The organism is Actinomyces sp. oral taxon 849 str. F0330 (assembly GCF_000239715.1).
Classification (GTDB): Bacteria; Actinomycetota; Actinomycetes; order Actinomycetales; family Actinomycetaceae; genus Actinomyces; species Actinomyces johnsonii.
In genome coordinates, this window is record NZ_JH470351.1 from 194,567 (window position 1) to 220,807 (window position 26,241).

The window sequence follows — 26,241 nt, forward strand, 5'->3', positions numbered from 1 at the left end:
CCGCGAACGACGCCGCCCAGGCGGTATCCGACCTCGGTCGCTACCTGCGCGGCGAGCTGGCCCCGCTGACCCCGGTCCGCGAGGGCGTAGGGCCGAGCCGCCACGCCCGCTGGGTGCGCCGTATGCTCGGGACCTCCATCGATACCGCCGAGGTCTACCAGTGGGCGCGCCAGGAGCTGGTCGACGTCGTCGCCGCCCAGGACGCTTTGGCCGCCGAGGTCCTCGGGACGGGATCGCGGGCCGGCGACCTTGATGCGCACCTGCGCGCCGACCCCTCCACCGGAATGAGCCCCGAGGACTTCCCCCGCTGGGCGCAGGGCGTGGCCGATGAGGCCTGGGACGCCGTCGTCGGCCGCCTGCTCGACATCCCTGACGGCCTGGGCCGACCAACGGTGCTGCTCGACACCCCGGGCGGCGGCGTCCACTATGAGGAGCCCGAGCCCAGCCGGAGTCTGTCCGGGAGGGTATTGCGCTCCTTCGCCGTCGGCGATGAGACGGTCTGGCCCTGGGCGGAGCGCACCACGGTGCTGCACGAGTCCGTCCCCGGCCACCACACTCACTCCGGCGCGCAGAGCCTTGATCCCTCACTGACTCTCTGGCAGCGGTACCTGGGGAAGGTCCCTGGCTGTAACGAGGGCTGGGCCCTGTACGCCGAGAGGCTCGCGATCGAGACCGGGTTGCTGAGTAAACCCGCCGACCGCTTCGGGTGGCTGGCGGCGCGGCGCTGGCGGATCGTGAGGGTCCTGGTGGACCTCGGTGTGCACTCCTGGTTGCCGGTGCCCGCCGAGATCGCCGCTCTGCCCGGTGCCGGCGGCGGCACGCAGTGGGACCGGCCCACGGTGGAGGCGGCGCTGCGCGCACACACGGTCCTGGGCGAGGGTTTCCTCCAGTTCGAGGTGGACAAGCAGCTGGGCTGGCCCGCCCAGGGGTTGGCATACGTACTCGGCGAGCGGGTCTGGTTGGCGGGCCGCGAGCGGGCGCAGCACCGGGCCGAGGAGGTGCGGAAGAAGCTCGACCTGCGGGCCTTCCACAACCGCGGCATCGCTCTGGGGAGCGTGGGCCTGGACCTCCTAACCCGCGAGCTGGGCTGAACATCGCTGTGGGCCAGCTGGAAGATCAGCTGGCCCACGGTGATGTCACCCGCATCCTATAGTGACGACCGCGCCCGGGCGCGACCCACGGCCATGGCCACCGAGAGGATCGCGACGGCGAACAGGGTGCAGATCCCGCAGTCGACGAGCAGGGGGCGAATGACGTCGGCGGATATCGAGGTGGCGGTGTACGCCCCTGAGATCGCCTGGGCCGCCCAGTAGCCGGGGGTGAACTTGGAGGCCTGGATGACGGCGTCGGGCAACCACTCGATGGAGACCCAGGCCCCGGCCAGGAAGGACAGCACCATGCCGCCGATGTTGGCGACCGCGCTGGCTACGTTCTGACCCGGGCTGATCTGACCCAGGAGGAAGCCGAGCGAGACTGCAAAGAGCATGAAGGCGCCCAGGGCCGCACCGACGATCGCCAGCAGCGGGGCCGACGTCGTCACGGCACTGGCCCCGAGGGCCGTGACCCCCAGCCCGAAGATCCACAGCCACCCGACCAGACCGATGACGAGGCAGGCCCCTACGGCCCCGAGGCTGCGGGATCTGCCGCTCACCGGTGCCGCGGTGAGGCGGGAACGGACTGACCGGCGTCCCAGTGCCGTCATGAGCGTTGAGATCGTCACGATCGCGAAGGCCGTGATCGGGTAGATGGAGAACATGGCGTAGACGACGAAGCCATGCGGCAGGGGCGTCGCGTCCTGGGCGATCCGCTCGGCAGGGGCGGAGTGGTTCATCGTTTCCTTGGCCAGGGCGACTGCACGGGCCGGGTCATCGGTGAGCGTTGAAAGATAGCCTGTGACCTGCCCCAGGTAGGAGTCGGTGCGCGCGTTCATCAGCGATCCCGCGGCCGATTCGTATCCGATGACCGTGTCCATTCGAGGTGGCTCAGCACCCTCATGAGCCGTCTGCTGGAGCTGTTTGCCGTATCCGGCCGGAATGATGAGGATGTAGCTGATGCGGTTCTGCGCGGTGGCGTCCTGGATGGCCTGCCGGGAGTCCTCGAGCGGCTGAACCTTGCCGACGGACTCGACGTAGTCCTTGACCCCTCGGGAGATCGTGGAGCCGTCGCGGTCGATGACGGCCACACTTGCTGTGGCTTCCTTGACCTGGCTGGACGCGTCCTCGGTTCGAGCGGCTCCCACATTCAGGCCGAGCAGGGACAGTGCCACCAGGTAGACCAGGACGTAGCTCCGATGGGCCGCCATGATCTTCAACGATGTCTTAAAGGTGCTCATGGTTCATCCTCCTGGCACGGATCAGGGCAATGGTGAGGAACAGGCAGGTCATGGCCAGCAGGACAGCGCAGCTGCGGACGAAGGGGGACAGGGAGTCGTAGTAGAGCAACCCGTAGAGGCAGCGGGCGGCTTGCCACAGGGGATTGGTCTGCACCAACAGTGGGGCATGGAGTTCGACGGCGTTAGCCAGGGACTGGGATGAGGGTCCGTAGAAGCCGGTGAACAGCGACAGGAGGCAGCTGATCGCGGCGACCATCCCGATTCCCATCTTGCCGAAGGTGCCCAGTGCGGCGCCCGCAGCGCTCGACACGAGGCTGGCTATCCCGATCGCTACCAGGCACAGGAGCACATGAGGCCCGAAGTCCACCCCCACCACTGTGGCGATGAAGGCGAAGGCAATGAGCAGACAGGCCAGGACGCATACCCAGGAGGCCGCGAGCGTGGAGATGAGGACTTTCCACCGCGGCAGGCCCGCCAGGGTTCGGCGGGCTCCCAGAGGAGAGGTGGCCATGATGCTCTGCACCGCGGTCATGGTGACGGTCATGCCCATGCCGCTGGCGAAGGCCAGCAGCGCGAAGTAGTAGCGGGTCGCGGGCTTGACGGGAGACGGCGTCACCGAGATCGAGTGGGTGAAGGAGTGGTCGACCTGAAGGGAGGCCGTCTGCTCCGGCGGAACCCCGGCTTCGATGACGGCTTCGAGCTCGGCCCGCTTTTGGGTGTAGGAGTCCATGACCACCCGGAGCACCTGAGTCGTCTCGGCCTCATTGCCCTTCTGGTTCACGTGCAGCACGGGATCGCCGTCCTCGACGGTGAGGTAGCCGTTCGTGTCCCCGCGTTTTGCGGCGGCCTGGGCCTCGGAAGCGGTGGAATGGGTGACCTTGGTGATGAGGCGGGGATCGGCGTCGTCGGCGGAGATCCGTTCCACGACGGCGTCCAGGCCGGGAGCCGCCCGGTAGGCCTCGTCCTGGACGACGCCGAAGCTGATGGGGGTGGCCTCGAAGTCCTTGTCCAGGTTGGCGAACATCGCCATGAACATGAGGGACATGACGATCGGGAAGCCGAGCGTCCACACGAGCAGGACACGATCGCGCAGGAGCCTGAGCACCTGGTAGGAGAAAACGGTCAGCATGTCAGGCCGCCTCGTCGCGCAGGGCCCGCCCGGTGATCTCCAGGAAGACGTCGTTGAGGGTCGGGGGCTCGGAGGTCACTCGGCCGCAGGTCGCTCCCGCCGCATTCAGCGCCCTCATGATGTCGGAGAGGTTGTGCGCCCCGGGGGAGCACTCGATGAACACCTCGCCGTCCGCGCAGGTCGCCGTGCGCACGTGCTCCAGGCGGCGCAGCCCCTCCAGAGTCTCCTCGCCCAGGGGAGCGGGGTCGACGATCTCCACCCGGATGCGCTCACCGGTGCCGATCATGGCCTTGAGCTCGTCGGAGGTTCCGGAAGCCACCTGCTGGCCGCGGTCCATGATGACGATCCGGTCGCACAGCTGCTCCACCTCCTCCATGTAGTGGCTCGTGTAGAGGATGGTGGCGCCGCGCTCGTTGAGACGCTTGATGCCGTCCAGGATCGCGTTGCGGCTCTGCGGGTCGACGGCGACCGTGGGCTCGTCCAGGATGATGAGGTCGGGGCCGTGGGCGATGCCGCAGGCGATGTTGAGACGGCGCAGCAGGCCACCGGAGAGCTTCTTGGGTTTGAACTTCACGAACTTCTCCAGGCCGACGAAGGCGATCGCCTCGGCCACCAGGCGCCGCCGCTCGGCGCGGTCGCGCACGTAGAGGGCGCAGAAAGCGTCGACGTTCTCCGCCACCGTGAGCTCGTCGAAGACGGCCACTTCCTGAGGCACCACGCCGATACGGCGCTTGAGCCCGTAGGCAGTGGGCGTCATCGGCTCGCCGAACACGCGGATAGAGCCCTTGTCATAGGTGAGTAGTTGAAGGATGCAGCTGATCGTCGTCGTCTTGCCCGAGCCGTTGGGGCCCAGCAGGCCCAGCACCTGACCGCGCGGGATCTTCAAGGACAGGCCGTCGACCGCGACCAGCTCCCCGTAGCGCTTGATCAGGGAGCCGACCTCCACAGCCGGGCCGGCATCCCTGGCCCCGTCTTTGACTTCCATCTCGGTTCCTTTCTTCCCGCCGGTGTCCCCCGGCTCATGACTCCCATGTTCCTGCGGGGGCGGTGGCGGTCAGAAGTGCCTGCCGTCATGACCTGGGCGTGCAGCCATGACTTCTGTCATGAGATTCGTCAACAGGGTCGCCAGATCGGTCTGACGGGCTTGAAAGCGCCGGCGATCGTCGATAATCGAGGCGTGAAGGTACTGGTCGACAAGGGCGTGCTGCTGTGCGGCTGTGTCCTGCTGGCCCTGCTCACCATGGAGACGGACGCGGTCGTCATGGTCTGGCTGCTCGGTGCCGTTGCTGTCAGCGGGATGGGCACGTTTGCCGACCGGAGCCGCTGGGCGATCGTGATGCCCGTCGCCTACCTCCTGCTCGGAACCCTCGCGACGGCATCCGTGGTCGGGGCTCCGCTGGCCGCCTACGATCTGGGCCGCTTCGCCGCGTCCGGGAATCGTCAGGAGCGGGTGGCGGCTGCGATCAGTGGCTTTCCGTTCGCGCTCGTCGTGGCCAGACAAGTGCCGAGGACACCGGTACTGGCTCTCGCCCTGACGATCTGCGCGCTCGCGGCCCTCCTTGCGCTGCGCACCACCCAGGAGGAGACGGTGCGGATGAGCCTGCATGTGGTGCGAGACGACCTGCGCGAGAAGGTCCTCACCCTACAGGACACCAACGCCCGGCTGCTCCGGGCCCAGGACTACGAGCTGCGCGCCGCCGCCCTGGCCGAGCGCACCAGGATCGCCCGCGAGATCCACGACGGCGTCGGCCACCTTCTCACCCGCCTCCTGCTGCAGGTCAAGGCCCTCCAGGTCGTCCACCGGGACGAGCCGGGCGTCGTCTCCGACTTCGCCACCCTGGATATGGGCCTCGACGAGGCTCTGGACTCCATGCGCCGCTCCGTCCACGCCCTGTCCGATGAGGGCGAGGAACTGGCCACCTCCCTCAACCTCCTGGGTTCGCGCTGCGGCATCGACTCCGTGAGCGTCGACTGCTCCACCGACGTCGAGCCGCCGGCAGCGGTGGCGCGCTGCATCGTCGCCGTTGTGCGCGAGGCCCTGACCAACGCCGCCCGCCACGGTAGGGCCCACTCGGCCCGCGTGGCTGTCACCGACTACCCTGCGTTCTGGCAGGTCACGGTCGACAATGACGGCGTCGTGCCCGTCGAGGACGAGCCGGCCGTGGACGGCCATGGGAGCGCGGGTCTGGGGCTGCGCTCCATGACTGAGCGGGTCGAGGCCCTGGGCGGCCGGGTGCGGATCACCCCGCGACCCCGGTTCACGGTCTTCGCCACGATCCCCAAGAACGGACAGGGGAAAGAAGGAGCATTATGAGAGTCCTCATCGTCGACGACGACGCGCTCGTCGCCCAATCCTTGTCCACGATCCTGTCGGTCGAGGACGACGTCGACGTCGTCGGCCTGGGCAGCTCGGGTCCCGAGGCCATCGAGCGCTACCGGGAGCTGGCCCCAGACATCCTCCTCATGGACATCCAGATGCCCGGCGGGGACGGACTCAGCGCGGCCGAGCGCATCCTGGCCGAGGACGCAGGAGCGCGCATCGTCTTCCTGACCACCTTCTCCGACGACGAGTACATCGTGCGGGCCCTCAAGATGGGCTCGCGCGGCTACCTCATCAAGCAGGACGTAGCCCAGGTCGCCCCGGCGCTGCGGTCCGTCATGGCCGGGGTGTGCGTCCTGGAGGGGGAGGTGCTCGAGCGCAGCGCCACCATAGGGCTCAGCGCCCGGCCGCAGGCGAGTGGGACGGACCGGGGCCGGGCGCATCAGGACCCGCGGAGCACGGCTTTCGCGGCCCTGACCGACCGCGAGTACGAAGTGGTCGAGGCCGTGGCCGAGGGCCTGGACAACGCCGAGGCCGCGGCGCGGCTGTTCATGAGCGAGGGCACGGTGCGCAACCACATCAGTGCGATCCTGGCCAAGCTGGGCCTGCGCAATCGCACCCAGGTCGCAGTCATGTACTACCGCTCCGCACAGGCCGGCTAGAGGCAGCCGGCAGCCGGACACCACGTGAACTGCTGGAATGGGGATGACTCACCGACCTGGCGGGTCTGCCTCAGTCCCACCACAGGTCGAGGATTGGACTGGAATCCACGGCTCGGACGAAGGAGTCAACATCGGGGAAACCACCTTGCTCATAGGAGTCGGGGCAGGCCCTGTAGACCTCCGCGAGAAGGCTCATGACCTCGGGACGGTGCAGGCCTTGCGGTGGCATCTGGAACATCAAACGCAATCGCGTGTGCGGTGCCATGGGACGATGTTAGGCGGGCTGGAGTTGGCGCACGCCGCGCTCGTCAGAGCGCCTATTCCACTGCCGGCGACAATGCGCCACATCACCGTGCAGGCGTCCACTACTTCACTTCGAGGCTGTGTCAGTAGGTGGTCGGACGGAGCGTGGTGGTAGGGCGTGTGTCCGGATCCGTCGCACTGCGCGAACCATGATCGGGAACGTACTTGTTGATCGGGAACTGCGTTCTCCTGCAAACGACTGCGGGCGGGTGGGTGTACTCCACAAGGGTCCAGGTCGCGTGCAGTACGGATAACCCTTGGTCAGTACCTCCCCACCCTCGTGCAGTAGCCGACCTGAACAGGCCCCGACCGGAAGCGACCCGCTGATCGAGCTCCACAGGGGCCAGAAGAGGGGCTGGGGTGTCCAGATCTGTGACAAAGGGTCAGATCGTTGTCATCCAGACGGAGCGCAACCGCATGATTCCAAGGTTTTCCATGATGCGCTCTGGCAGCTGGAGGTCCTTTGTCACAGATCTGGACACCAACAGGCCGATTTCCTCGATGTCCTGAGGCATCACACCGCCAGGACCGATGGTGCACCGTCGGCAATGTGCGGTCCATGGAGTGTGCGAGCATGTGATCGACTGGTCGATAAACGCCATATGCCGGATCGACGGCACCAATTGCCGGACTGGCGGGGCGCCACATGGGCTATCAGAACAGTGCCGGCTGCCGGGCTGACGGCGTAGTAGGGCCGGTGCTCATGGCGCAACAACGTGTTGCTCGACGCCGCGGTCGGGCCGTGGCTACCTGATGAGCGTGGCCATGCAGAGGGCTGCGGAAGAGAAAGGGACCAGCATGAGTATCGGAGAGGTCATCAGCGCAGCCCGGGAGGCTCAGGGGATGACTCAGAGCGACCTGGCGGGCAAAGTCCTCGTCACCCGCCAAGCCGTCTCGAGGTGGGAGACCGGGGTGACGACTCCGGGTGTCGATATGTGCAAGCTCCTCGCCGGCGCGCTCGACGTTCCGGTCACACGGCTTTTGGAGATGCCCCCGGAGCCATGCTGTCAGAGCTGCGCTCTCCCCTTGAGCAATGAGACGGACTACGGTGCCGAGTCCGACGGTACGAAGTCGGAGGAGTACTGCACCCGGTGCTATCCGGACGGGGCCTTCACCGGAGAGGAGTCGCTTGATGCCTTCATCGAGCACAACGCCCCTTATGTGGCCGAAGGGATCGGCATTTCTCGGGACGAGGCCGTCTCCTATCTGGCCGTCGTCCTGCCGACTCTCAAGCGGTGGGCTCCCCGGTGACGAGGCAGACGAGGCTACGGCACTGCAGGTGACCCTGTTGACCGGGAGCTAAGCAGAGCCACCTTCTTCTATGACGCACCATGTTCCTGCTCGAGCGCTCCCCTCTCTTCTCAGACGCCCCGAGCGGCGCAGGTCGGAGACAATACGTTCCGCTGTTCTGTGCGCGCACTCTAAATGGCCTGCCAGATCGGCAATGGTTGTTGCACTTGGGTCAGCTTTGAAGAACGAGAGTGTCCGTTCCTGACGATCCTGGGCCGGAGAGTCTGATGCGTAGGGGATGAGCGCATCTCTGATAATCGTGAGCATGAAGGTGACAAAGGAATCGCTCGTCCCTGCCGTGTTGGAGCTCGCGATCGCTGCGTAGTAGTCGGCCTGGCGTCCGCGGATCACACTTTCAATCGGTAGCCAGGCCAATGGGGATCTCCAGCGAGACAGCAGCAGCGTGTGCCATAGGCGCCCGGTGCGGCCGTTGCCGTCCGCGAAGGGGTGGATGAACTCGAACTCGTAGTGGAAGATGCAGGACACCAGCAGAGGGTGAAGGTCGGTTGACGACATCCAGCCGAACAAGGCAGAGCTCGCCGATCTCGGCGGTGCGATTCAGCGGTGGCTCGTAGCCCATCTGTTCTCCTCTGAGATGCTCTCGGCTTGTCGGGAGACCGTCAATATTGTCAGTGTGACGACGATTACCGCCATACTTTACCGCCAGTGGCGGTAATAGGGGGCGTGGTTGGGCTAGGCGAGCTCCCCGGTGACGAGCCGGACGAGGTCGCGCCGAGCCCGATGCCCCTCAGGAGTGGGGAACATCGGGTAGACGTGGTTGAGCCCCTCGCCGACGTGCAGCGTCGAGTCGACCCCGGCCTCCAGGAGCTTGGCGTGGAAGAGCGCATTGTCCGGCAGGAAGATCTCCCGGGTCCCCACGAAGGTCGTCACCTTCTTCAAGCCCGACAGGTCGCCGTAGATGGGGGAGAGGTGCCAGTCGATCGGCGGCGTGTCTCCCGCCCAGCACCGCCCGATCTCGGCGAGGGGCTCGGGAGCCATGAGCGGGTCGGCGTCGACGTAATCGGCGATCTCCGGGTTGGTGTTGGTGATGTCGACCCAGGGCGAGATGAGGGCGAGCTCGTCGGGTTGGGCGTCGCCGGCCTCGGCCAGGGACAGGGCGATGACCGCCGCCAGGCCTCCGCCCGAGCTATCACCCATGAGGACGATCCGCTTACCCGGGTTCTCGGCGACCGCGCGCCGGTAGAGGTCCAGCACCAGCCGGTGCGCCTCCTGCCAGGTGTGATGGGGTGCCAACGGATAGAGCGGCATGATGAAACCGGCCCCCGTCCTGCGGGCGAGGTGGTCGACCAGCCAGGCGTGAGCCGAGACCGCCGTCGAGATGTATCCGCCGCCGTGGAGGTAGATGACGATCGTGTTCGACGGCGTATGCGGGCGGACGTAGTAGACGGGCATGCCCGAGTCTTCGCGCCGCTCCAGGTCGTAGAAGAAGCGCCCCCAGGAGGGGAAGGCGACGGCTCGACGAGGCTCGGGACGGCTGGCCAGGCGGGCGATCCGGTTGGCGATCGACATGCGGGCGTACACCATCTTGACCGGACGGGTGCTGTACTCCGCCAGGCTCGCCGCGGCCGAGCGCCTATAGCGCTTGCGGGAGTAGAGGCTAAAGGCGCCCACCGTCAGACCGACGCTGGCCATGCCGACGGCGATCCTGCTCCTGCTGACCGCCCTGAACATCCTCATGATTCCTCCGCTCCGCAGGACACAGAACACTGTCCGAAGACATCTCCGGATCCGGTGCCCGCCTCATCTATCGTAGGCATTAGAACCCCGTGATGATGGGGCAGACCGAGCCCTTTCGCTCAATGCGGAGGCCTGCATGCGGCGTCACCGTCGGCATGACAAGGAGAGAAGTCGATATGGAAACCTACGAGATCGATCACCTCAACGCCGTCCGTGCCCTGGCCCCCGAGTGCATGGTGCTGCTGCGCTCCGACGGCGCCTTCCCCCTGGCGGAACCGGGCGAGATCGTCCTGTTCGGCTCCGGCGCCCGCGGCACCATCAAAGGTGGAACAGGCAGCGGTGACGTCAACTCCCGCCATGTCACCAGTATCGAGGAAGGTCTGGAGGCGGCCGGCTTCACCATCGTCACCAGGCCCTGGTTGGAGGCCTACGACCGCGTCCGCGACCAGGCCCACGAGGACTTCATCGCCGGCATCAGGGCCGAGGCCGCAAAGCGCGGCGTCCCCGCCATCATGGTCGGCATGGGCTCGGTCATGCTCGAGCCCGAGCACACGATCCCACTCGACGTCCAGACCGACGCCGCCCCGGAGACGGCCGTCTACGTCCTGGCCCGAACCTCCGGGGAGGGCAGCGACCGCACCCCCGAGGCCGGTGACCTCAGGCTCACCGCCTCCGAGATTCGCGACATCCGCTCACTGAACGAGCGCTTCAAAAGGTTCCTCCTCGTCCTCAACGTAGGCGGCGTCGTCGACCTCAGCCCGCTGGGCGACGTCGGCAACATCCTTCTGCTCTCCCAGCTCGGCGCGACCGTCGGCGACGCCTTTGCCGACGTCCTCCTGGGACGGGCATACCCCTCCGGCAAGCTCGCCACCACCTGGGCCGCCTGGGACGAGGCCGACCAGATCGGCGACTTCGGCGACCCGGATGACACCCACTACCGCGAGGGCGTCTACGTCGGCTACCGCTTCTACGACTCGGTCGGCAAGGAGCCGCTCTTCCCCTTCGGATTCGGCCTGGGCTACACCACTTTCGATGTCGAAACCCGCCAGGTGAGCCTCGACGGGGCGCGCGTGAGTATCGATGTCGATGTCACCAACACCGGTGAGCGCCCGGGCAAGGAGACCGTCCAGGTCTACGCCGGTGTACCGGCTGACCGCCTTGACCAGCCGCTCCAGGCGCTGGCCGGCTTCACCAAGACCGACGAGATCGCCCCCGGCGCCACGGCGCATATCACCATCGACGTCGACCTGACCGACCTGGCCTCCTACGATGAGACGGCCCATGCCACGGTTCTGGAGGCAGGCAGTTATCTGCTGCGGGTGGGAACCTCCAGCCGGCAGCTGAGCCCCGTTGCCGTCGTCGACCTCTCCCAGGACGCAACCGTGCGACGCCTGGCCGGAGACCTGGGTGATCCCGGCTTCATCGACTGGAAACCCGAGACTCCGGCGGCCCTCGACATTCCAGCAGGCCTTCCGGTACTCGTCGTCGACCCGGCCCACCTGCGCCGACCGGACGGCGCTGCGCCTGATGCGCGGCCGGCCCCAGAGGGTTTCGACAAGGCCCTCGCCATGGCCCGGGGGCTCTCCGACGACGAGCTCATCTATACCGTCCTGGGCGACTACCGCCGCGGCGAGGAGTCCGGCTCCGTCATCGGGGCCGCCTCCACCACCGTCATCGGAGCGGCGGGCCAGACCACTACCCGGATCCCTGGCCTGCCCAGCATCATCATGGCCGACGGGCCCGCCGGCCTGCGCCTGGCCCCCACCTACGGTATCGACGCCGAAGGCCCCTTCTCCCTGGGCGACTCCAGCCTGCCCGCCACCTTCCTCGAGCTCATGGACGACGCCGGACGCGAGGCCCTCGGCATCGCAGACGCCCCCGAGCCCCGCGAACCCGCCGAGATCCGCGAGCAGTACACCACCGCCATCCCCATCGGCACCGCGCTCGCCCAGTCCTGGAACCCGGCGCTGGCCCAGCGGCTCGGAGACGTCGTCGGAGCCGAGATGGAGCGCTTCGGCGTCCACCTCTGGCTCGCCCCCGCCTTCAACCTGCACCGCTGCGTCCTGTGCGGACGCAACTTCGAGTACCTCTCCGAGGACCCGCTGCTGGCCGGACGCATCGCCGCCGCCATCACCCGCGGCGTCCAGGCCCACCCGGGGCGGGGCGTGACCATCAAACACCTGGCCTGCAACAACCAGGAGACCAACCGCCTCAACTCCAACAGCCGGGTCAGTCCGCGCGCCCTGCGCGACCTCTACCTGCGCGCCTTCGAGATCTGCGTGCGCCAGGCCCGGCCCGCCGCCATCATGACCTCCTACAACCTCATCAACGGTGTCCACGCCTCGGAATCGGCCGAGCTGCTCGAGGTCATCCTGCGCCAGGAGTGGGGCTTCGACGGCCTGGTCATGACCGACTGGGTCGTCGATGGTATGACCCGCAGCGACATGAAGCACCCGCGCGCCACCGCAGCAGCCACCGTCAAGGCCGGCAACGAACTCTTCATGCCCGGAGGCGAACCGGACCGAGACGATCTCCTGGCCGCGCTCAGGCGGGGGAGCGACGCTCGGCCATCGGCCGGGCGGACCGAATCGGATGACGGCGGCGCGGACCTGACGCGCGCCGAGCTCGAGAAGCAGGCCGCCCGCGTCATCCGCATGGTTCGGAGGCTTGCCGGCCCTGGAAGCCGGATACGTGAAGAAATTGAGGCCGGTCGCCTCTTGGGCCAAGAGTAGGGGCGAATCGGCGCAGCCGACGTACGTGCTCACTTCGCGCGGAAAGCCGCTGGCGGGATGTGAGAGAACCTGCCGCTCGAGCGACCGGCCTCCGGGTCTGCGACGTGCCGCCGTTCCAGCCAGTGAGAAGGTTCAGGAAGGTTCTTGGTCCCTTGTGGCACCCCGACGGCCCCGGCATGGTTCATAGCAGCCACGTAGTCCGCTCCGACGGCGCCACGTGCGCAGGCCCGCCGGAGGATGCAAGGAGGAACCACTATGACCAGTCTGTTCGACCTCAGCGGGAAGGTGGCAGTCGTGGCCGGGGCAAGCTCGGGCCTCGGTGCAGACGCCGCCCGCGCCTACGCCGAGCATGGCGCCGACGTTGCCCTGCTCGCCCGGCGTCTTGAGCGTTTGGAAGCTCTACGCGAGGAGATCCGGGCGACCGGGCGCCGTGCACTCGCCGTCCGCTGCGACGTCACCAGCGAGGAGAGTTGCCGTGACGCCGTCGAGAAGGTGGTGGAGGCCTATGGGCACATCGACATCCTTCTCAACAACGCGGGGGTTGCCGTGCGTGGCGGTGTCGATACCCTCTCGGAGACCGACTGGGATCGTTCCTTCGCCACCAACGTCAAGGGCATGTTCCACGTCAGCAAGTACGTCGTGCCCCTCATGCGTGAACGCGGATACGGCAAGATCGTCAATATCGCCTCGGTCAACGCCGTCATCGCCGACAAGCAGGACGTGTTCATCCGCCACGCCTACAACGCCTCCAAGGCTGCGGTCCTGGGACTCACCAAGGGAATGGCCTGCTCTTACGCCCGTTACGGGATTACCGTGAACGCCATCGGACCGGGGCTGTTCGCCTCCGAAATGACCGAGAGCACCCTGTTCAAGAGCGAGGAGTTCCTGACGGCCTACAACGCGCTGAACCCCGCCGGCCGCCCCGGAGACAAGAACGAGCTCAACGGAACGATCCTCTACCTCTCCTCCGATGCATCCAGTTATGTTCAGGGACAACTCATCCTCGTCGACGGCGGCATGGCACTGGTCTGAGAGGTCGCCCCGTTGTGAATCCGGAGACGGGGCGTAGAGAACCTATCGCCAGGGCGGCCGACGTGACATGCTCAGGTCGAGCCGCCCACACATCGTAAGGAGCCCTCCATGGCGCTGACGCCCCAGGCACGCGAGACCTTCACCAGGCTGTTCGGGGCGGAGCCGCAGCCCCACCCCACCGATCCCGAGCTCTTCGACATCCTCCAGAACGAGATCTTCGACGAGGCCTTCTCCACCGGCGTCCTCACCGACGTCGAGCGCGAACTGCTCACCATCTCCGTTCTGACCGCAATGCAGACCCTCCCGCAGCTCAAGGCCCATGCGGGCGCCGCCCTCAACATCGGCGCCACCCCGCTCCAGCTGCGAGAGACCATCTACCAGTGCGCCCCCTACATCGGCTTCCCCAAGACGCTCAACGCCATCGACATCGCCAACGAGGTCTTCGAGGCGCACGGCATCTCCCTGCCCCTAGAGAACGCCGGCACCGTCGACGCCACCGACCCCAGCGCCCGCGAGCAGGCCGGCGCCGCCATTCAGGCCCCGCTCTACGGCAACGAGGTCAGGGAGGTCTTCTCCGCCCTGCCCGAGCCCTTCGACAAGTTCGTGCCCCACCTGCTGACCTCCTCGGCCTTCGGCGACTTCGCCACCCGCGGCGGGCTCGACGTCGCCCAGCGCGAGCTCATCAGCCTCGTAGCCATCACCGCCATCGGCGCCTCAACCCAGCTGCGCCCGCACGTGGCCGGAGCCATCAGGGCCGGCTCCTCCCGCCAGAAGGTGGCCGCGGCGCTGGTCCAGGTCATGCCCTACATCGGCGGCCCCTACGCGCTGTCCGGCCTGGTCCTTGTGGCCAACTACGACGAGAACGCCTCCTCGGAGGCCTACCGCTGAGTCCTCGCGTCCTCACCCGGCCCGGCGGCCCGTCTACGATGGCCACCGGGCCGGATTCTTGTTGCCGGCCCAACACAGCAAGGAGAGTACGTGACGACGACACAGCCCTACCTCTCACGGCAGGTCACCTTCACCGCCCAGGGGCAGAGGATCGGGGGACTGGCCTACCTCCCGCGCTCGGCGTCGTCGGCCCCCGCGCCCCTGGTCATCTGCTGCCACGGCATGGAGGGCTCCCACACCCGCGTCGCCCCCATGGCGCGGCGCTTCGCCGCTGCCGGGGCCGTGGCCGTCTGCTTCGATTTCCGCGGGGGCGGCGGCAGCGCCAGCCAGGGCGAGACCACCGCGATGTCGGCCCTCACCGAGTTGGCCGACCTCGAGGCCGTCCTCACCGCCACCTGCGCGTGGCCGGAAGTCGATGCCTCCCGAGTCGCCCTGTTCGGGCTGAGCCTGGGGGGAGCGGTCGCGGCGCTCGCGGCCGCCCGCCACCCCCAGCGGATCACCGCGCTGGCCCTGTGGTACCCGGCGCTGAGACTGGGGGAGAACCTGCGCGCCGCCTTCCGCACCCTGGCGGCCGTGCCGGAGGAATTCGACTGGGCGGGCACCCGCCTGGGGCGCGCCTACGCCGTCGACGGCTGGAACCTGGAGGTCGGGGCCGAGCTGGCCTCCTATCGCCGTCCGGTCCTCATCGTCCACGGGGATCAGGACCGCTCCGTGCCCATCGAGGTCTCCCGGGCCGCCGCGCGCACCCTGCCCGACGCTGAGCTCGTCACCATCCCCGGCGCCGCCCACGGCTTCGGCGACGCCAATTGGGAGGAGGCCATACGCCGCACCACCGACTTCCTGGCCTGGAACGGCGTCCTGGAGGAGGACTGAACGGCGCGGCCGGACCGTGGGGCTCGGACGACGCGTCCGGTTTCCTGACGGCACTGGTGCCCGAATCGCCGGCATCGCAGAATTGACCGCATGAGCGCATACGAGACAGCGGACCTGACCAGCGTCAGCAAGACGATGCTGCTGACCCTCCACGCCAGGGCGGAGCACACGCTCTCCGACCGCCCGCGCTTCACGGACGCCGCCGCCGTCGAGCTCGTCTCCCGGCTCGACTACGACTTCACCATGGCGGGTCAGGACCGGCTCATGGCCGACGGCGTCGTGCTGCGCACGCTCACGCTCGACCCACTCGTCGCCGGGTACATGGCCATCCACCCCGGCTGCACAGTGGTCAACATCGCCTGCGGCCTCGACACCCGCTTCCAGCGCCTCGACGACGGGCACGTCAGCTGGTACGACCTCGACCTGCCCGATGTCATCGAGCTGCGGCACCGACTGCTCGAGGACGGCGAGCGCCACCGCACGATCGCTGTCTCCGCCCTCGACCCCGCCTGGCCCGACCAGCTGGAGGACAGCGAGGCGAGCAGCGATGTGCTCGTCATCGTCGAGGGACTGAGCATGTACCTCGAGCAGGACGAGGTGCGCGCCCTCATGGACATCATCGCTGCACGGCTGCCCGGTGCAACGGTTCTCATCGAGGTCATGCCCCGCCTGTTCCAGAAGTACGGCCGGGAGCGCTCAGTCGAGGACGCGGGGGCGCGCTACACCTACGGCTGCTCCAGCGCCGCCGAGTTCCACCGGACGGTCGCCCCCGGATTCACACTCCTCCACGACGTCCCCTTCACCAACACCATTGCACGCTACCACCCCGTGCTCGCGCCCCTGGTGCGGCTGCCGCTGATGGGCAGGCTCTCCGAGCGCATCGTGGTGCTGCGGGCGCCGGCCGCCTGATGACGCATTCTTGACGGGGACTTTTCTCGCGTAGGGGCGCACCATCCTCCGGTCGGGGACATCCTGCGCGCAGGGGGACAGAAATCCTGTCCCCGACGGCGTCGATTGTCCCCGCCGAGGAAGCGACCGCACCTGGCTGGTACTGATGGTGCAAGGCAGCACTACTATTCTCCCTGGACGTGCTCGCAGCGCTGCGGGTACGGGCAATGAGGAGGAATCATGAGGGAGCCGATGACGGCGTCGGCCGAGGGTGCTGAGAGCGCCCAGGAACAGGTGCGCGGGTACTGGCTCTACGTTCCCGGCGAGGGCGCCGGGAAGTGGGAGGAGTTCCGAACCGCCGGGATCATGGCGCTCAACTGGGATCGGATCGGCGACCCCACGAGCTACCCGAATGAGGAGGCTGTGATCGAGGCGTTGGAGGCCGGCTACGGGGACTGGGGAGGCAGGCCGACAGGCGCGGCAGGAATGATCCGGGACTTCACCCACACGATGCGTCCCGGCGATGTCGTCTACGCCCGGCGCGGTCCGACCGAGATCATAGGGCGTGGCGTCGTCCGCTCAGAGTTCCGTTACGACGACGCCCGGCCCGCCTACCGCTGCGTGCGCGACATTGAGTGGACACATGTCGGCTCCTGGCCGCTTGACCGGCGTGTGGGTTCAGTGACCCTGCAACGGGTCACGGAGAACACGAGCTACAACCCGGCTCAGCTCGAGTCGCTGTTCCGGGACCGGAACGCCTTGGACGCGTCGACTGCCTGCGCCCAGGCGCAGGGCGTCGGGGACTCCGACAAAGCCAAGAAACTGGAGCTCCAGCACTGGCTTTACACCCCGGGCGAGGGCGCGGCGAGATGGGAGGAGTTCCGAACCGCCGGGATCATGGCGCTCAACTGGGACCGGGTTGGCGACCTTGCTTCCTTCCCCGACAAGGAATCGCTCTTGGAGGCGCTCTACACCCATTACGGGGACTGGGGTGGCCGTCCACGTAAGGCTGCGGACTCAGTGTGGGACTACATCCATGCCATGAAACCAGGCGACATTGTCTACGTCCGCCGCAGCTTCAATGAGATCGTGGGGCGCGGAGTGGTTCGCTCCGACTATCGCTATGACGAGGACCGATCATCCTTCCGAGCGGTGCGCGACGTCGAGTGGACGCATGTCGGCTCCTGGCTGCTCGAGCAGCGGATCGGCAGACTGATGCTGCAACGCCTCACAGAGAACACGAAGTACACGCCGGACCAGCTCAACGCACTGATCGGAATTGAGGACTCGCACTCTCCCTCATCCGTAGACGAGCAGCACGGGAGTAACGAGCTTGATGAGGCGGACGAGCACTACACCAGCACCGATTTCTTGGACGAGGTCTTTCTCGGCCCCGAGGACCTGGAGCAGATGCTCGGGCTGCTGCGACGCAAGAAGAACCTCATCCTCCAGGGCGCTCCGGGGACGGGGAAGACCTTCGCCGCCAAGCGCCTGGCGTACGCGCTCATGGGTGAGACGGATGACTCTCGGGTGGAGGTAGTGCAGTTCCACCAGTCGACTGCCTACGAGGACGTCGTCGTCGGGCTGCGCCCCACGGCCGAGGGCGGGTTCGCGGCCGCCGAGGGCGTCTTCGCCAGGTTCTGCCGGCGCGCTGCCGCCGACCCGGGACGGGACTACGTGTTCATCATCGACGAGATCAACCGCGCCAACATCTCCAAGACCTTCGGCGAGCTGCTCATGCTCATTGAGGCCGAGCACCGAGGGGAGGCACTGCGCCTGCCCGTGTCTGGGGAGCTGTTGTCCGTCCCGAAGCGGCTCCACATCATCGGCATGATGAACACCGCCGACCGGGGCCTGGCCCTCATCGACTACGCGCTGCGGCGCCGCTTCGCCTTCTTCGAGATGAGGCCGGCCCTCGATCACCCCGGGTTCCTCAGGCACGTCGAGGCCGTGGGCAGCTCGAGGCTGGAGGCTCTGGTTGACGTCGTACGCCTCCTCAACCAGCGGATCGCCGAGGACGAGGCCCTCGGGCCCGGGTTCCAGATCGGCCACTCCTACCTGTGCCTGCCAGCAGGAAGCCCTGAGAACCCTGCGAGCACGGATGCGGATGTGACCTCGGTGGTGCGCTACGAGCTCGAGCCGCTGGTACGCGAGTACTGGTTCGACAATCCGGCTGCGATGGACGAGAGCATTCACGAGCTGGAGAGCATCCTGCCATGACGGCCACCGCCTTGCCCGGACGGACGCCGGACGGATCTCCCGGCCGACCCCACCGGCGTGGTCCCAGCACTGTGCTGCTCAAGAACGTCTACTACATGCTCGCCTACGCCTTCAAGGCCCTGGAGACCGGCGAGCACCGGCGCCTGGCGGCCGAGGACTTCGATCACGTCCACGACATGCTCGCCGCGATCCTGGCCGGTGGGCTGGACAACCAGCGTCGACGTGGTTTTGAGCGGGACTATCGGCCCTTCACCGAGGACCTGTCGGTTGTGCGGGGACGCATCGACCCGGTCGCCACGATGCGGCTCAGGGCCCGCCGCAGGAGCCTGGTGCGCTGCGGCTACGACGAGCGCACCGAGAACACCCTCATGAACCGACTCCTCAAGACCGCCGCCCTGCACCTGATCCTGCACGGCGACATCGCCCCGGCCCGCAGGACGCGCCTGAAGTCTACGCTGCTCGTCATGGGCGACGTCGAGGTGATGAGCGCTGGCGAGCTCAGGCACCTGCACTGGGAGAGACTGCGCTTCCACCGCGGTAACCGCTCCTACCGACTGCTCATGGGGGCGTGCCGGCTCGTCCTGGACGAGCGGCTGCTCAGCGGCGCCGACGGCGCAGTCAGCCTCGCGGACTTCCTCGACACTCAGGAACTGAGCGCCCTGTACGAGCGCTTCGTCCTGGCCTACTTCCGCCGCCACCACCCCCACCTGCGCGCCGGCGCTCCCTGGGTGAGCGGCGGCATCGAGGACGCCCCGGACTTCCTTCCGGGGCTGCGCACCGACATCGTCCTGACCGGGCCGGAGCGGACCCTCATCATCGACACCAAGTGCTACGGGCGCATCCTCGGCTCCCGCTACGACAGGCGGATCCTGTCCCCGGCCAACCGCAATCAGATCTACAGCTACGTCATGCACGAGGCCAGCGACCCCCGACAGGGCGGGCGCGAGGTCGCCGGCATGCTGCTCTACGCCCAGACCGCCGTCGACCCGCCGATCCGCGAGACCTGGACCGAGACCGGGCACCGCTTCCACGTGCGCACCCTCGACCTGGACCGGGACTTCACCGAGATCGCCGCTCAACTCGACGACGTCGCCGCCCTGCTCGCACCTACCTGATCTCTTCCGATTCGTGACTGCGCCATTGAGAGAGGGCCTCAGCGGTCCCCTTGAGCGAGAGCTCTCCAGCCGCTACGGCCATCACCAGCTGATAGGCATCATCATCGGGAGCCTCGATCCAATGGCCGTTGATGTCCAGAAAGACCAGCGTGGCCAACCACCCCAGGCGCTTGTTTCCATCCACCAGGGGACGATTGCGGACCAGGGAATCGAGCAGGGCCGCAGCTTTCTCATCGATCGTGGCGTACGCGTCATGTCCCCAGAGAGTGGCCGCAGGCCGGTGCAGCGCCGAGTCGAGCAGGCCGAGATCCCGGACCGGTCCGACGGCGAGGTCCTCAATGAGTATCAGGGCGTCTTCAAGCGTCAAATACTCGATCATCCGTGCCCGATCAGCGACCAAGGCGCTCCAGGACCTCGGCATACCGGGTGCGGATACGGGTGGACGCTTCTCGAACTCGCCGCTCATGTCCGCGGCGTGCGGCCACCTCGTGGATCGCCCGGATCGTCGCCTCCTGGCGGCTGACCCCGTCCTCCTTGGCGAGAAGTGTCAGAAGACACTCGTCCTCTTCACTTAAACGCAGTGTCATCGCCATGCGCCCACAGTAGCAGGTGATACCAGACTGGTATCACCTGTGATGTGCTCGGAGGAATCGACCGGAGCCCTCAGCTCACTTGCGGGGACATCCTGCGCGTGGACGCACGGGCTTTTCGATCGCGCATTCGGCTTCCGCCGTCGGGGGAGGGCTGGCAGCATCGGATCCGTGACTGAGAACCGCGCCCAGCCCAGCCCCGCCAACCCGGACGACGTCGTCAACCCCCTCCTGCTTCAGGCCTTCGCCTGGGACCTGCCCGCCGATTCGACCCACTGGCGCGTCCTGGCGGACAACGCCTCCCTCTTGGCCGACTGCGGCGTGAGCTCGGCCTGGCTGCCGCCCGCCTACAAGGGACAGGCCGGGGTGGAGGACGTCGGCTACGGCGTCTACGACACCTACGACCTGGGCGAGTTCGACCAGAAGGGCACCGTTCCCACCAAGTACGGAACCAAGGAGGACTACCTCGCCGCCATTGAGGCCCTGCACGCCGCCGGCATCAGCGTCGTGGCCGACATCGTCCTCAACCACCGCATGGGCGGTGACGACACCGAGGTCGTGCGCGCCACCCCGGTCGACCCCCACGACCGCCTGCGCCCCATCGGCGATGCCGAGGAGATCACCGCCTGGACCCGCTACACCTTCCCGGGGCGCAATGGCACCTACTCGGACTTCACCTGGGACTGGACGTGCTTCCACGGCACCGACTGGGACGAGGCCCGCCGGCTCAAGGGCGTGTGGCTCTTCGAGGGCAAGCAGTGGAACGAGAACGTCAACGACGAGCTCGGCAACTACGACTACCTCATGGGCTCCGACGTCTACGTCACCGACCCCGCCGTCAGTGCCGAGATGGACCGCTGGGGGCGCTGGTACGTGGAGACCACCGGCGTCGATGGCCTGCGCCTGGATGCTCTCAAGCACGTCGGCGCCGACTTTTTCGCCCGCTGGCTGCCCGAGCTGCGACGCGCCACCGGGCGTGCCCTGCCGGCCGTGGGCGAGTACTGGACCCGCGACGTCGCCGAGCTGGAGGGCTACCTGGAGGCCGTTCCCTTCATGAGCCTGTTTGACGTCCCCCTCCACTTCCACCTGCACGCCGCCTCCACCTCCAACGGCGACGTCGACCTGTCCCGACTCTTCGAGGGCACCCTCGTGGCCTCCGACCCCGCCCGCGCCGTCACCTTCGTGGAGAACCACGACACCCAGCCGGGTCAGTCGCTGGCCTCCACCATCGAATCGTGGTTCAAGCCCTCGGCCTACGCCCTCATCCTGTTGCGCGAGGCCGGGACCCCCTGCGTCTTCTGGGGCGACCTGTTCGGCACCCCCGAGACCGGCGACCTGCCGGCCGTCACCGAGCTGCCGCTGCTCATGACCATGCGGCGCGCGCTGGCCCACGGCCCCCAGCACGATGCCCTCGACGGGCCCGACGTCGTCGGCTTCGCGCGCGAGGGCGACGATGCCCACCCCGGTTCCGGGCTCGCCGTCGTCCTATCCGACCGCAAGGCCGGCGCCAAGCGCCTCCACGTGGGGGCTCGGCACGCCGGCGAGCAGTGGATCTGCGTCCTGGGCGAGCACGAGCCGGTCACCATCGGTGACGACGGCGACGTCGAGCTGCCCGTGTCCGACGGCGGCCTGAGCGTCTACGCGCCCGAGACCGCCAAGCCGATCCTGGACAACGCCGAGCAGCACCTCCTGCGCCAGCGCTGAGGCTCGTCGGAAGGGGCGCGGGAACCGCGGTCGCCTTCCCGGCCGATGCTGCGGGCGCGTAGGGTGACGGTGGCAGCCACACGCATCTGAGCCGACCTTCCTGGAGGAGACATGCCCGCTTTCCACGCGCCCACCGACCAGAAGACGGACAAGACCGTCGCCGTCTTCATCGCGCCGGGACTGGAGGAGGTCGAGGCGTTGGCGACCGTTGACATCCTCTTCCGCGCCGGTATTCCGACGACGATGATCTCAGTGACCCCCGAGCGGTCCGTCACCTCCTCCCACAATATCGTCGTCACCTGCGACCTCACCCTGGCCGAGGCGGACCTGGCCGACTACGACATGCTCATCTTGCCCGGCGGTATCCCCGGCACCCCCAATCTCAAGGCCGTCGAGCCGCTCATGGCCGCGGTCACCGAGCGGGTGCGCGCCGGCAGGCCGGTGGCCGCGATCTGCGCTGCCCCCTCGATCCTGGCCGAGCTGGGCCTGCTCGAGGGCCGCCGGGCGACGTCGAACCCCGGCTTCGTGGGCGTGCTCGCCGACCACGGGGCGCAGGTCAGCCAGGCCGCCGTCGTGACCGATGGCCCCGTCATCACCTCGCGGGGCATGGGCACCGCTATCGACTTTGGTCTGGAGATCGTGCGTCACTACCTCGGCGAGGAGGCCGTCGACGACGTCAAGACCAAGATCGTCTACCAGGGCTGATGACTCGGAGACGTCGTGCTCCGATCACAAATCTGGCTTCGGTGAGGTCTCCTCGTGTGAGGATAGTGCTGTCGTATTAGCTACCTGTGTGGCTGGCGGTGGCTTCGGCAGTTGACTGCTGGGTTGCGGTTGAGGGGCTACAGGATGGATGTGCGCCTTCGCTAATTTGTCTGACGTCAGTCATCTAGATGACTTGATTGTGTTCTTCAGAAGGAGTGCTCTGCACCTGCGGGCCTGAACGTGAAGTATCGCCATGCTGGCAGCCGTCTGAATCAGCGTGATGGCCATGGGGATCAGGATCGAGACTGTCTCATGCAGGACCGCCTGGATGACAAACAGGAGAGCCGAGTCGATGAAGACCACGCCCAGTCCCGCGGTGGCCGTCGCGCACCGGGCCTGCGTCTCATACCAGTTTTCCTCGGACCGAAGCGCGATCTCGTAACGCACTCCCGCCCAGGAGTTCGGTGGCAGTCTGCGCTGCGACATCCGGCGCCCCAGCACTACGAGTCCGACGCCGGCCACGCCCAGGACCAGGCTCATGAGTACGGAGAATGCTGTCTCAACCATCGACGTCCCTCATTATTCCTGTTGGTATGGCAGAGGTTCTCGGTTCCGGTGAGTTCTTCCTACATGATATGCCCGCGCGGACGCACCTGGAACCTCGCCCCCTCGCGTGTGAGGGGCAGTCAACGAGACTCAGGGTGCGTCCGCGCGCGGTTGTGCTGATCGGATCAGGGTTTGATGCTGCGGCGCCCCATGGGGATGAGGGCGACGACGACGAGCAGGACTCCCAGCCCCGCCAGACAGACGATCGCCGTCGTTGTGAAGTCGAATCGCAGCCCCAGGCCCGCCGCGATGAGCAGCCCGCCCACGAGGAGCAGGAACGTCCCCCACAGAAGCGTGGAGCCCTTGATATCTCCGGGTGCCTGCGGCTGCTTCCCCTCACCGGTCACCGTCCCCGCACTCCACACCGGGCCAGATGCCGATGCCGCGGGCGCCGAGTCGGTCGACGGGCTGTGATCCTCGCCAGTCGTGGAGTCCTGACCGATGGGGGTGGAGTCGAATGCAGTGAAGAAGCCGTCTCGGCTTGATGCCGAGCTCGACGCCGGAGAGGAGAGGACGTCGGTTGGCGTCATCGCCTCCGTCTCGGCATCGGCGAGCCGACCGGTCTGGTCGGTGCCGTTCGGCGCCTCCCCGGTGCTCAGGACGTCGGTGGCGACGCCGTCGGATGTGGGAAGCGGCATGGTCAGTGGCCGGGTGTCGCCCGAGGCCGGAAAAGGCCTCGTGGCGCCCTCGGTAGTCTCTTCGACGGCGTTTTCGCCTGCGTCCTCAGGTGATGTGGCGGGCGAGGTGCTGCTCATGGGGGTCTCCTTGCGTGAATGCCGGGGAATGCCCGGGAAGAGGTCTGGGTGTCTCGAACGAGTGCGGGGGCCGAGCCGATCAGCCCGCGTCGGCGGGAGGCTGCTCGGCGGGAGCCTGCTGCTCAGTGGGTGTCTGGGATGGTGCCGGTGCGGCTGTTCCTGAGGGGGCCGTGCTCGGCCCGGCGGCGCTCTGCCCGTCCAGGGCCTTCTGCACGCAGGCGTCGTAGGAGGTGCGCTCCTTGGAGGTGAGATCGGACAGATCCCGCCAGTTGGCGTCCTGACTGCGATCATCGGCGTCCGCGCTCTCGCGGGCTGATCGGATGCAGGCCGTAGCGTCGTCGACCGTAATGGCCTGGTGGCTCATGCCCGGGATCGGCAGGGAGCCGCGGTGGACACCGCCGTGCTCATCGGACCAGTAGCTGACGATCCACACGGACTCATCGGCGTTGCCGTGCCAGGAGATGCTGTCGTCCTGGTCGGTGACCTCGATCGCTCCGGTGTCCACAGAGGCGTTGATGGTGATCGCCTGCCGCCCCTCCCCGCTGCCGGAGGATGTCAGGGTGGACTTGATGTTCAGGCCGCCGCGCATATTTGCGTAGGCGGAGGTGGTCTTGCCGTTTACGTCGTAGGTGGCCGGCCCCTCCTCATCGGGCTCCATCTGCCTGCCGTTGACGGTCCAGGCCCGAGAGACCCTCGCCTCCACCGAGCCCATGTCGACGTCGGTCTTGATCGTCACCGGCTGGTCCGCATCGGTTTTGACGCGCAGGCGCCCGACGTCGAGGTGGGCGTTGATCGTCGAGAGTCGGCCGGCCTCGTCCGCGGGCATGCCACGCAGGTCCAGGGTGAGGTCGCCGATGTCCTTGTTGCGGGTGACGCTGCCGCCACTGGCCGACGACGACAACTCTTTCCACGTGACTGTGGTCGAGGCGAAGGTGGCCGAGTCCGTAATGGTTCCGAAGGGCATACGGGCCAGGCTCGGGGGAGTGACCGAGGCGACCATGAGAGCGGGGATCGCCATGACCAACAGAGCCGGCCAGCCCAGGAACGTCATCCAGCCGCCGTGCCGACGACGCAGGCCGCTGACGACGATACCCGCACCCAGGAGCGCGACCAAGATGCCGATGAGGAAGAACTGCCCCTGGAGCAGGCCGACGCGGTGGGTCGCCGTGGCGTACCAGATTCCCGCTCCGGCCAGGAACGCCAGGCCTAGGACGGCCAACGATACCGAGGAACCGGGGCCGGGACGGCGCGCTCTCTGCGGGCGGACCGGTGCGGGTGTCGGCTGGTGGGGCTGGTACTGCCGGTAGGAGCGGTTCTGCCAGGTCGGACCGTTCGTCGGGCGGCCGAAGGCTGGGGCGCTGGAGCCGGGCGCGTAGGAGGTGGAGGAGGTGGAGGAGTCTGAGGTCGTAGGTGAAGCGGCCTGGCCGGTCTGGTCGCCAGTGCGGCTCCCCGGCGCCTGCGATGCGTTCTGCTGAGCGGCCTGCCAGGGCTGAGGCCCCTGGGGACTGTGAGGTGCGCCGTGACCTCCGCGACGGTTCTGGGCGAAGCGGACGGCGAAAACGACGGCTAGGAGGGTCAGCCCCAGCCAGAAGAGCGTCCACACGGGGGCGGCGATTCCCGGAAGCCCCCATAGGCCGATGTACCAGCCTGGGATGAAACCGTCGCCGATGGTCGACATGCCGACGATCGTCATACCGATGGCGCCCGCCAGACCGGCGTTGAAGCGGCCGGAGAGAGCCTCCTCCAGGTGAATGCGCCCGTCGGACTCCTCTGGCAGGAGCGCCCAGGCCACGCCGTAGAGGACCAACCCGATTCCGGAGAAGATCGAGAGCACCACCCACACGCAGCGAACCAGGATGGGGTCCAGACCGAAGCGGTGGGCCACGCCGCCGGCCACGCCGGCGACCCAGCGCTCGTTGGTGCGCATGAGGCCCGAGCCGCGCAGGGAGTTGAAGAAACGACGCGTCGAGCCGTCCCGGGGGCCGGGTTGGGCCTCCCCGTAGGGCTGGTACGCGGGGCCGGGGTAGGGCTGCGGTCCGTAGTGCGGCCGCTGCTGGGAGCTGTACTGGGCGCCGCCGGCCTGGGAACCGGCAGTGCCGGAGGAATCGGAAGAGGCGGAGTCGGCGGGCGAGCCGCCATTTGACGGGGGAGTGGGCATGTCGTTCATACCGTCAATTCTTCGCGTCCGCGCCCCGCGCCACGATCAGGGGACCCCCTGAATGATCCCCGATTGACCCCCGAATCCACCGGGGGACGATCGGATCAGCGACTCTGACGTGCCACGATGGTGCCATGACGACAGCTCAGCAGTGGGCCGCGCAGCCCGGGCCGGCCCCCGCCGGACCAGGGCAGTCGTGGACGCCCCCGCCGCCCCCGCAGCGGCCCCCGTTGCGTCGCTC

General features: G+C 67.5%; 23 protein-coding genes. 13 read left to right on the plus strand and 10 right to left on the minus strand.

Annotated features, from left to right (window positions below; translation table 11 throughout):
* Positions 1 to 1,091, plus strand: a 1,091-nt coding sequence (locus tag HMPREF0975_RS06675) for a DUF885 domain-containing protein (protein WP_009233378.1), incomplete at its 5' end; no start/stop codon positions are given.
* Between the two features lie 56 nt (positions 1,092 to 1,147).
* Here HMPREF0975_RS06675 and HMPREF0975_RS06680 read toward each other — a convergent pair.
* Genes HMPREF0975_RS06680 through HMPREF0975_RS06690 form a run of 3 tightly spaced genes read right to left on the minus strand, consistent with a single transcriptional unit; the run spans position 1,148 to position 4,446 of the window.
* The gene (locus tag HMPREF0975_RS06680; protein WP_009233379.1) at positions 1,148 to 2,332 is read right to left on the minus strand and encodes an ABC transporter permease; all 1,185 of its coding nucleotides are present in this window, start codon (positions 2,330 to 2,332) and stop codon (positions 1,148 to 1,150) included.
* Positions 2,319 to 3,461 (minus strand): ABC transporter permease, encoded by a 1,143-nt coding sequence (locus HMPREF0975_RS06685; RefSeq protein ID WP_009233380.1) that lies wholly within the window; start codon positions 3,459 to 3,461, stop codon positions 2,319 to 2,321. Before HMPREF0975_RS06685 ends, HMPREF0975_RS06680 begins: the two co-directional genes overlap by 14 nt.
* 1 nt (position 3,462) lies before the next feature.
* Entirely contained in the window at positions 3,463 to 4,446 is a 984-nt protein-coding gene (locus tag HMPREF0975_RS06690; protein WP_009233381.1) for an ABC transporter ATP-binding protein, read from the minus strand.
* Positions 4,447 to 4,638: 192 nt separating this feature from the next.
* On the opposite strand from HMPREF0975_RS06690, the gene HMPREF0975_RS06695 reads away from it, so the two are divergent.
* Together HMPREF0975_RS06695 and HMPREF0975_RS06700 are read left to right on the plus strand one after the other, a co-directional pair.
* A complete protein-coding gene (locus HMPREF0975_RS06695; protein WP_049939549.1) occupies positions 4,639 to 5,775 on the plus strand; it encodes a sensor histidine kinase in 1,137 nt (378 codons plus the stop codon).
* Positions 5,772 to 6,443, plus strand: a complete 672-nt coding sequence (locus HMPREF0975_RS06700; RefSeq protein WP_009233383.1) for a response regulator — start codon at positions 5,772 to 5,774, stop codon at positions 6,441 to 6,443. The genes HMPREF0975_RS06695 and HMPREF0975_RS06700 overlap by 4 nt, the downstream gene beginning before the upstream one ends.
* A gap of 70 nt (positions 6,444 to 6,513) precedes the next feature.
* On the opposite strand, the gene HMPREF0975_RS15560 is transcribed toward HMPREF0975_RS06700, so the two are convergent.
* Entirely contained in the window at positions 6,514 to 6,708 is a 195-nt protein-coding gene (locus HMPREF0975_RS15560; protein ID WP_155885641.1) for a DUF4253 domain-containing protein, read from the minus strand.
* 836 nt (positions 6,709 to 7,544) lie between these two features.
* Here HMPREF0975_RS15560 and HMPREF0975_RS06705 point away from each other — a divergent pair.
* Positions 7,545 to 7,997: a zinc ribbon domain-containing protein gene (locus tag HMPREF0975_RS06705; protein ID WP_049939597.1), complete on the plus strand. Its 453-nt coding sequence runs from the start codon at positions 7,545 to 7,547 to the stop codon at positions 7,995 to 7,997.
* Positions 7,998 to 8,045: 48 nt separating this feature from the next.
* Here the strand turns inward: HMPREF0975_RS06705 and HMPREF0975_RS14810 are convergent, their stop codons facing one another.
* A complete protein-coding gene (locus HMPREF0975_RS14810) occupies positions 8,046 to 8,594 on the minus strand; it encodes a Fic family protein (protein ID WP_332248276.1) in 549 nt (182 codons plus the stop codon).
* A 135-nt stretch (positions 8,595 to 8,729) separates the two neighbouring features.
* Entirely contained in the window at positions 8,730 to 9,734 is a 1,005-nt protein-coding gene (locus HMPREF0975_RS06710) for an alpha/beta hydrolase (RefSeq protein WP_009233387.1), read from the minus strand.
* A 176-nt stretch (positions 9,735 to 9,910) separates the two neighbouring features.
* Here HMPREF0975_RS06710 and HMPREF0975_RS06715 point away from each other — a divergent pair, with 176 nt between their 5' ends.
* The 7 genes from HMPREF0975_RS06715 to HMPREF0975_RS06745 all read left to right on the plus strand — a co-directional run bounded on the left by HMPREF0975_RS06715 (position 9,911) and on the right by HMPREF0975_RS06745 (position 19,482).
* A complete protein-coding gene (locus HMPREF0975_RS06715) occupies positions 9,911 to 12,466 on the plus strand; it encodes a glycoside hydrolase family 3 protein (RefSeq protein ID WP_009233388.1) in 2,556 nt (851 codons plus the stop codon).
* Between the two features lie 255 nt (positions 12,467 to 12,721).
* Positions 12,722 to 13,498, plus strand: coding sequence for an SDR family NAD(P)-dependent oxidoreductase (locus HMPREF0975_RS06720; RefSeq protein WP_009233389.1), 777 nt, complete (start codon positions 12,722 to 12,724; stop codon positions 13,496 to 13,498).
* 108 nt (positions 13,499 to 13,606) lie between these two features.
* Positions 13,607 to 14,386: a carboxymuconolactone decarboxylase family protein gene (locus HMPREF0975_RS06725; RefSeq protein WP_009233390.1), complete on the plus strand. Its 780-nt coding sequence runs from the start codon at positions 13,607 to 13,609 to the stop codon at positions 14,384 to 14,386.
* Between the two features lie 90 nt (positions 14,387 to 14,476).
* Entirely contained in the window at positions 14,477 to 15,259 is a 783-nt protein-coding gene (locus tag HMPREF0975_RS06730) for an alpha/beta hydrolase family protein (RefSeq protein ID WP_009233391.1), read from the plus strand.
* 90 nt (positions 15,260 to 15,349) lie between these two features.
* Positions 15,350 to 16,168, plus strand: a complete 819-nt coding sequence (locus HMPREF0975_RS06735; RefSeq protein ID WP_009233392.1) for a class I SAM-dependent methyltransferase — start codon at positions 15,350 to 15,352, stop codon at positions 16,166 to 16,168.
* A gap of 219 nt (positions 16,169 to 16,387) precedes the next feature.
* Positions 16,388 to 18,367, plus strand: coding sequence for an McrB family protein (locus HMPREF0975_RS06740; protein WP_009233393.1), 1,980 nt, complete (start codon positions 16,388 to 16,390; stop codon positions 18,365 to 18,367).
* Positions 18,364 to 19,482 (plus strand): 5-methylcytosine restriction system specificity protein McrC, encoded by a 1,119-nt coding sequence (locus HMPREF0975_RS06745; RefSeq protein WP_009233394.1) that lies wholly within the window; start codon positions 18,364 to 18,366, stop codon positions 19,480 to 19,482. Before HMPREF0975_RS06740 ends, HMPREF0975_RS06745 begins: the two co-directional genes overlap by 4 nt.
* On the opposite strand, the gene HMPREF0975_RS06750 is transcribed toward HMPREF0975_RS06745, so the two are convergent.
* Positions 19,475 to 19,861, minus strand: a complete 387-nt coding sequence (locus HMPREF0975_RS06750; protein ID WP_009233395.1) for a type II toxin-antitoxin system death-on-curing family toxin — start codon at positions 19,859 to 19,861, stop codon at positions 19,475 to 19,477. The genes HMPREF0975_RS06745 and HMPREF0975_RS06750 overlap by 8 nt on opposite strands.
* 382 nt (positions 19,862 to 20,243) lie before the next feature.
* On the opposite strand from HMPREF0975_RS06750, the gene HMPREF0975_RS06760 reads away from it, so the two are divergent.
* Positions 20,244 to 21,776, plus strand: coding sequence for an alpha-amylase (locus HMPREF0975_RS06760; RefSeq protein ID WP_049939552.1), 1,533 nt, complete (start codon positions 20,244 to 20,246; stop codon positions 21,774 to 21,776).
* Between the two features lie 111 nt (positions 21,777 to 21,887).
* The gene (locus tag HMPREF0975_RS06765) at positions 21,888 to 22,481 is read left to right on the plus strand and encodes a DJ-1 family glyoxalase III (RefSeq protein ID WP_009233398.1); all 594 of its coding nucleotides are present in this window, start codon (positions 21,888 to 21,890) and stop codon (positions 22,479 to 22,481) included.
* Positions 22,482 to 22,661: 180 nt separating this feature from the next.
* Here HMPREF0975_RS06765 and HMPREF0975_RS06770 read toward each other — a convergent pair whose 3' ends face one another.
* The 3 genes from HMPREF0975_RS06770 to HMPREF0975_RS06780 form a co-directional block, all read right to left on the minus strand.
* A complete protein-coding gene (locus tag HMPREF0975_RS06770; protein WP_009233399.1) occupies positions 22,662 to 23,048 on the minus strand; it encodes an SdpI family protein in 387 nt (128 codons plus the stop codon).
* Between the two features lie 164 nt (positions 23,049 to 23,212).
* Positions 23,213 to 23,842, minus strand: coding sequence for a hypothetical protein (locus HMPREF0975_RS06775; protein WP_009233400.1), 630 nt, complete (start codon positions 23,840 to 23,842; stop codon positions 23,213 to 23,215).
* 79 nt (positions 23,843 to 23,921) lie between these two features.
* Positions 23,922 to 26,009, minus strand: coding sequence for a PspC domain-containing protein (locus HMPREF0975_RS06780; RefSeq protein WP_009233401.1), 2,088 nt, complete (start codon positions 26,007 to 26,009; stop codon positions 23,922 to 23,924).
* Positions 26,010 to 26,241 lie beyond the last annotated feature (232 nt).

Bases quoted from the DNA above. Each gene is read 5' to 3' on its own strand.
- HMPREF0975_RS06685 (WP_009233380.1), bottom strand. From the start codon at position 3,461: ATGCTGACCGTTTTCTCCTACCAGGTGCTCAGGCTCCTGCGCGATCGT.
- HMPREF0975_RS06680 (WP_009233379.1), bottom strand. From the start codon at position 2,332: ATGAGCACCTTTAAGACATCGTTGAAGATCATGGCGGCCCATCGGAGC.
- HMPREF0975_RS06725 (WP_009233390.1), top strand. From the start codon at position 13,607: ATGGCGCTGACGCCCCAGGCACGCGAGACCTTCACCAGGCTGTTCGGG.
- HMPREF0975_RS06765 (WP_009233398.1), top strand. From the start codon at position 21,888: ATGCCCGCTTTCCACGCGCCCACCGACCAGAAGACGGACAAGACCGTC.
- HMPREF0975_RS06775 (WP_009233400.1), bottom strand. From the start codon at position 23,842: ATGAGCAGCACCTCGCCCGCCACATCACCTGAGGACGCAGGCGAAAAC.
- HMPREF0975_RS06700 (WP_009233383.1), top strand. From the start codon at position 5,772: ATGAGAGTCCTCATCGTCGACGACGACGCGCTCGTCGCCCAATCCTTG.
- HMPREF0975_RS06710 (WP_009233387.1), bottom strand. From the start codon at position 9,734: ATGAGGATGTTCAGGGCGGTCAGCAGGAGCAGGATCGCCGTCGGCATG.
- HMPREF0975_RS06740 (WP_009233393.1), top strand. From the start codon at position 16,388: ATGAGGGAGCCGATGACGGCGTCGGCCGAGGGTGCTGAGAGCGCCCAG.
- HMPREF0975_RS06780 (WP_009233401.1), bottom strand. From the start codon at position 26,009: ATGAACGACATGCCCACTCCCCCGTCAAATGGCGGCTCGCCCGCCGAC.
- HMPREF0975_RS06745 (WP_009233394.1), top strand. From the start codon at position 18,364: ATGACGGCCACCGCCTTGCCCGGACGGACGCCGGACGGATCTCCCGGC.
- HMPREF0975_RS06750 (WP_009233395.1), bottom strand. From the start codon at position 19,861: ATGATCGAGTATTTGACGCTTGAAGACGCCCTGATACTCATTGAGGAC.
- HMPREF0975_RS06735 (WP_009233392.1), top strand. From the start codon at position 15,350: ATGAGCGCATACGAGACAGCGGACCTGACCAGCGTCAGCAAGACGATG.
- HMPREF0975_RS15560 (WP_155885641.1), bottom strand. From the start codon at position 6,708: ATGGCACCGCACACGCGATTGCGTTTGATGTTCCAGATGCCACCGCAA.
- HMPREF0975_RS06690 (WP_009233381.1), bottom strand. From the start codon at position 4,446: ATGGAAGTCAAAGACGGGGCCAGGGATGCCGGCCCGGCTGTGGAGGTC.
- HMPREF0975_RS06715 (WP_009233388.1), top strand. From the start codon at position 9,911: ATGGAAACCTACGAGATCGATCACCTCAACGCCGTCCGTGCCCTGGCC.
- HMPREF0975_RS06705 (WP_049939597.1), top strand. From the start codon at position 7,545: ATGAGTATCGGAGAGGTCATCAGCGCAGCCCGGGAGGCTCAGGGGATG.
- HMPREF0975_RS06770 (WP_009233399.1), bottom strand. From the start codon at position 23,048: ATGGTTGAGACAGCATTCTCCGTACTCATGAGCCTGGTCCTGGGCGTG.
- HMPREF0975_RS06720 (WP_009233389.1), top strand. From the start codon at position 12,722: ATGACCAGTCTGTTCGACCTCAGCGGGAAGGTGGCAGTCGTGGCCGGG.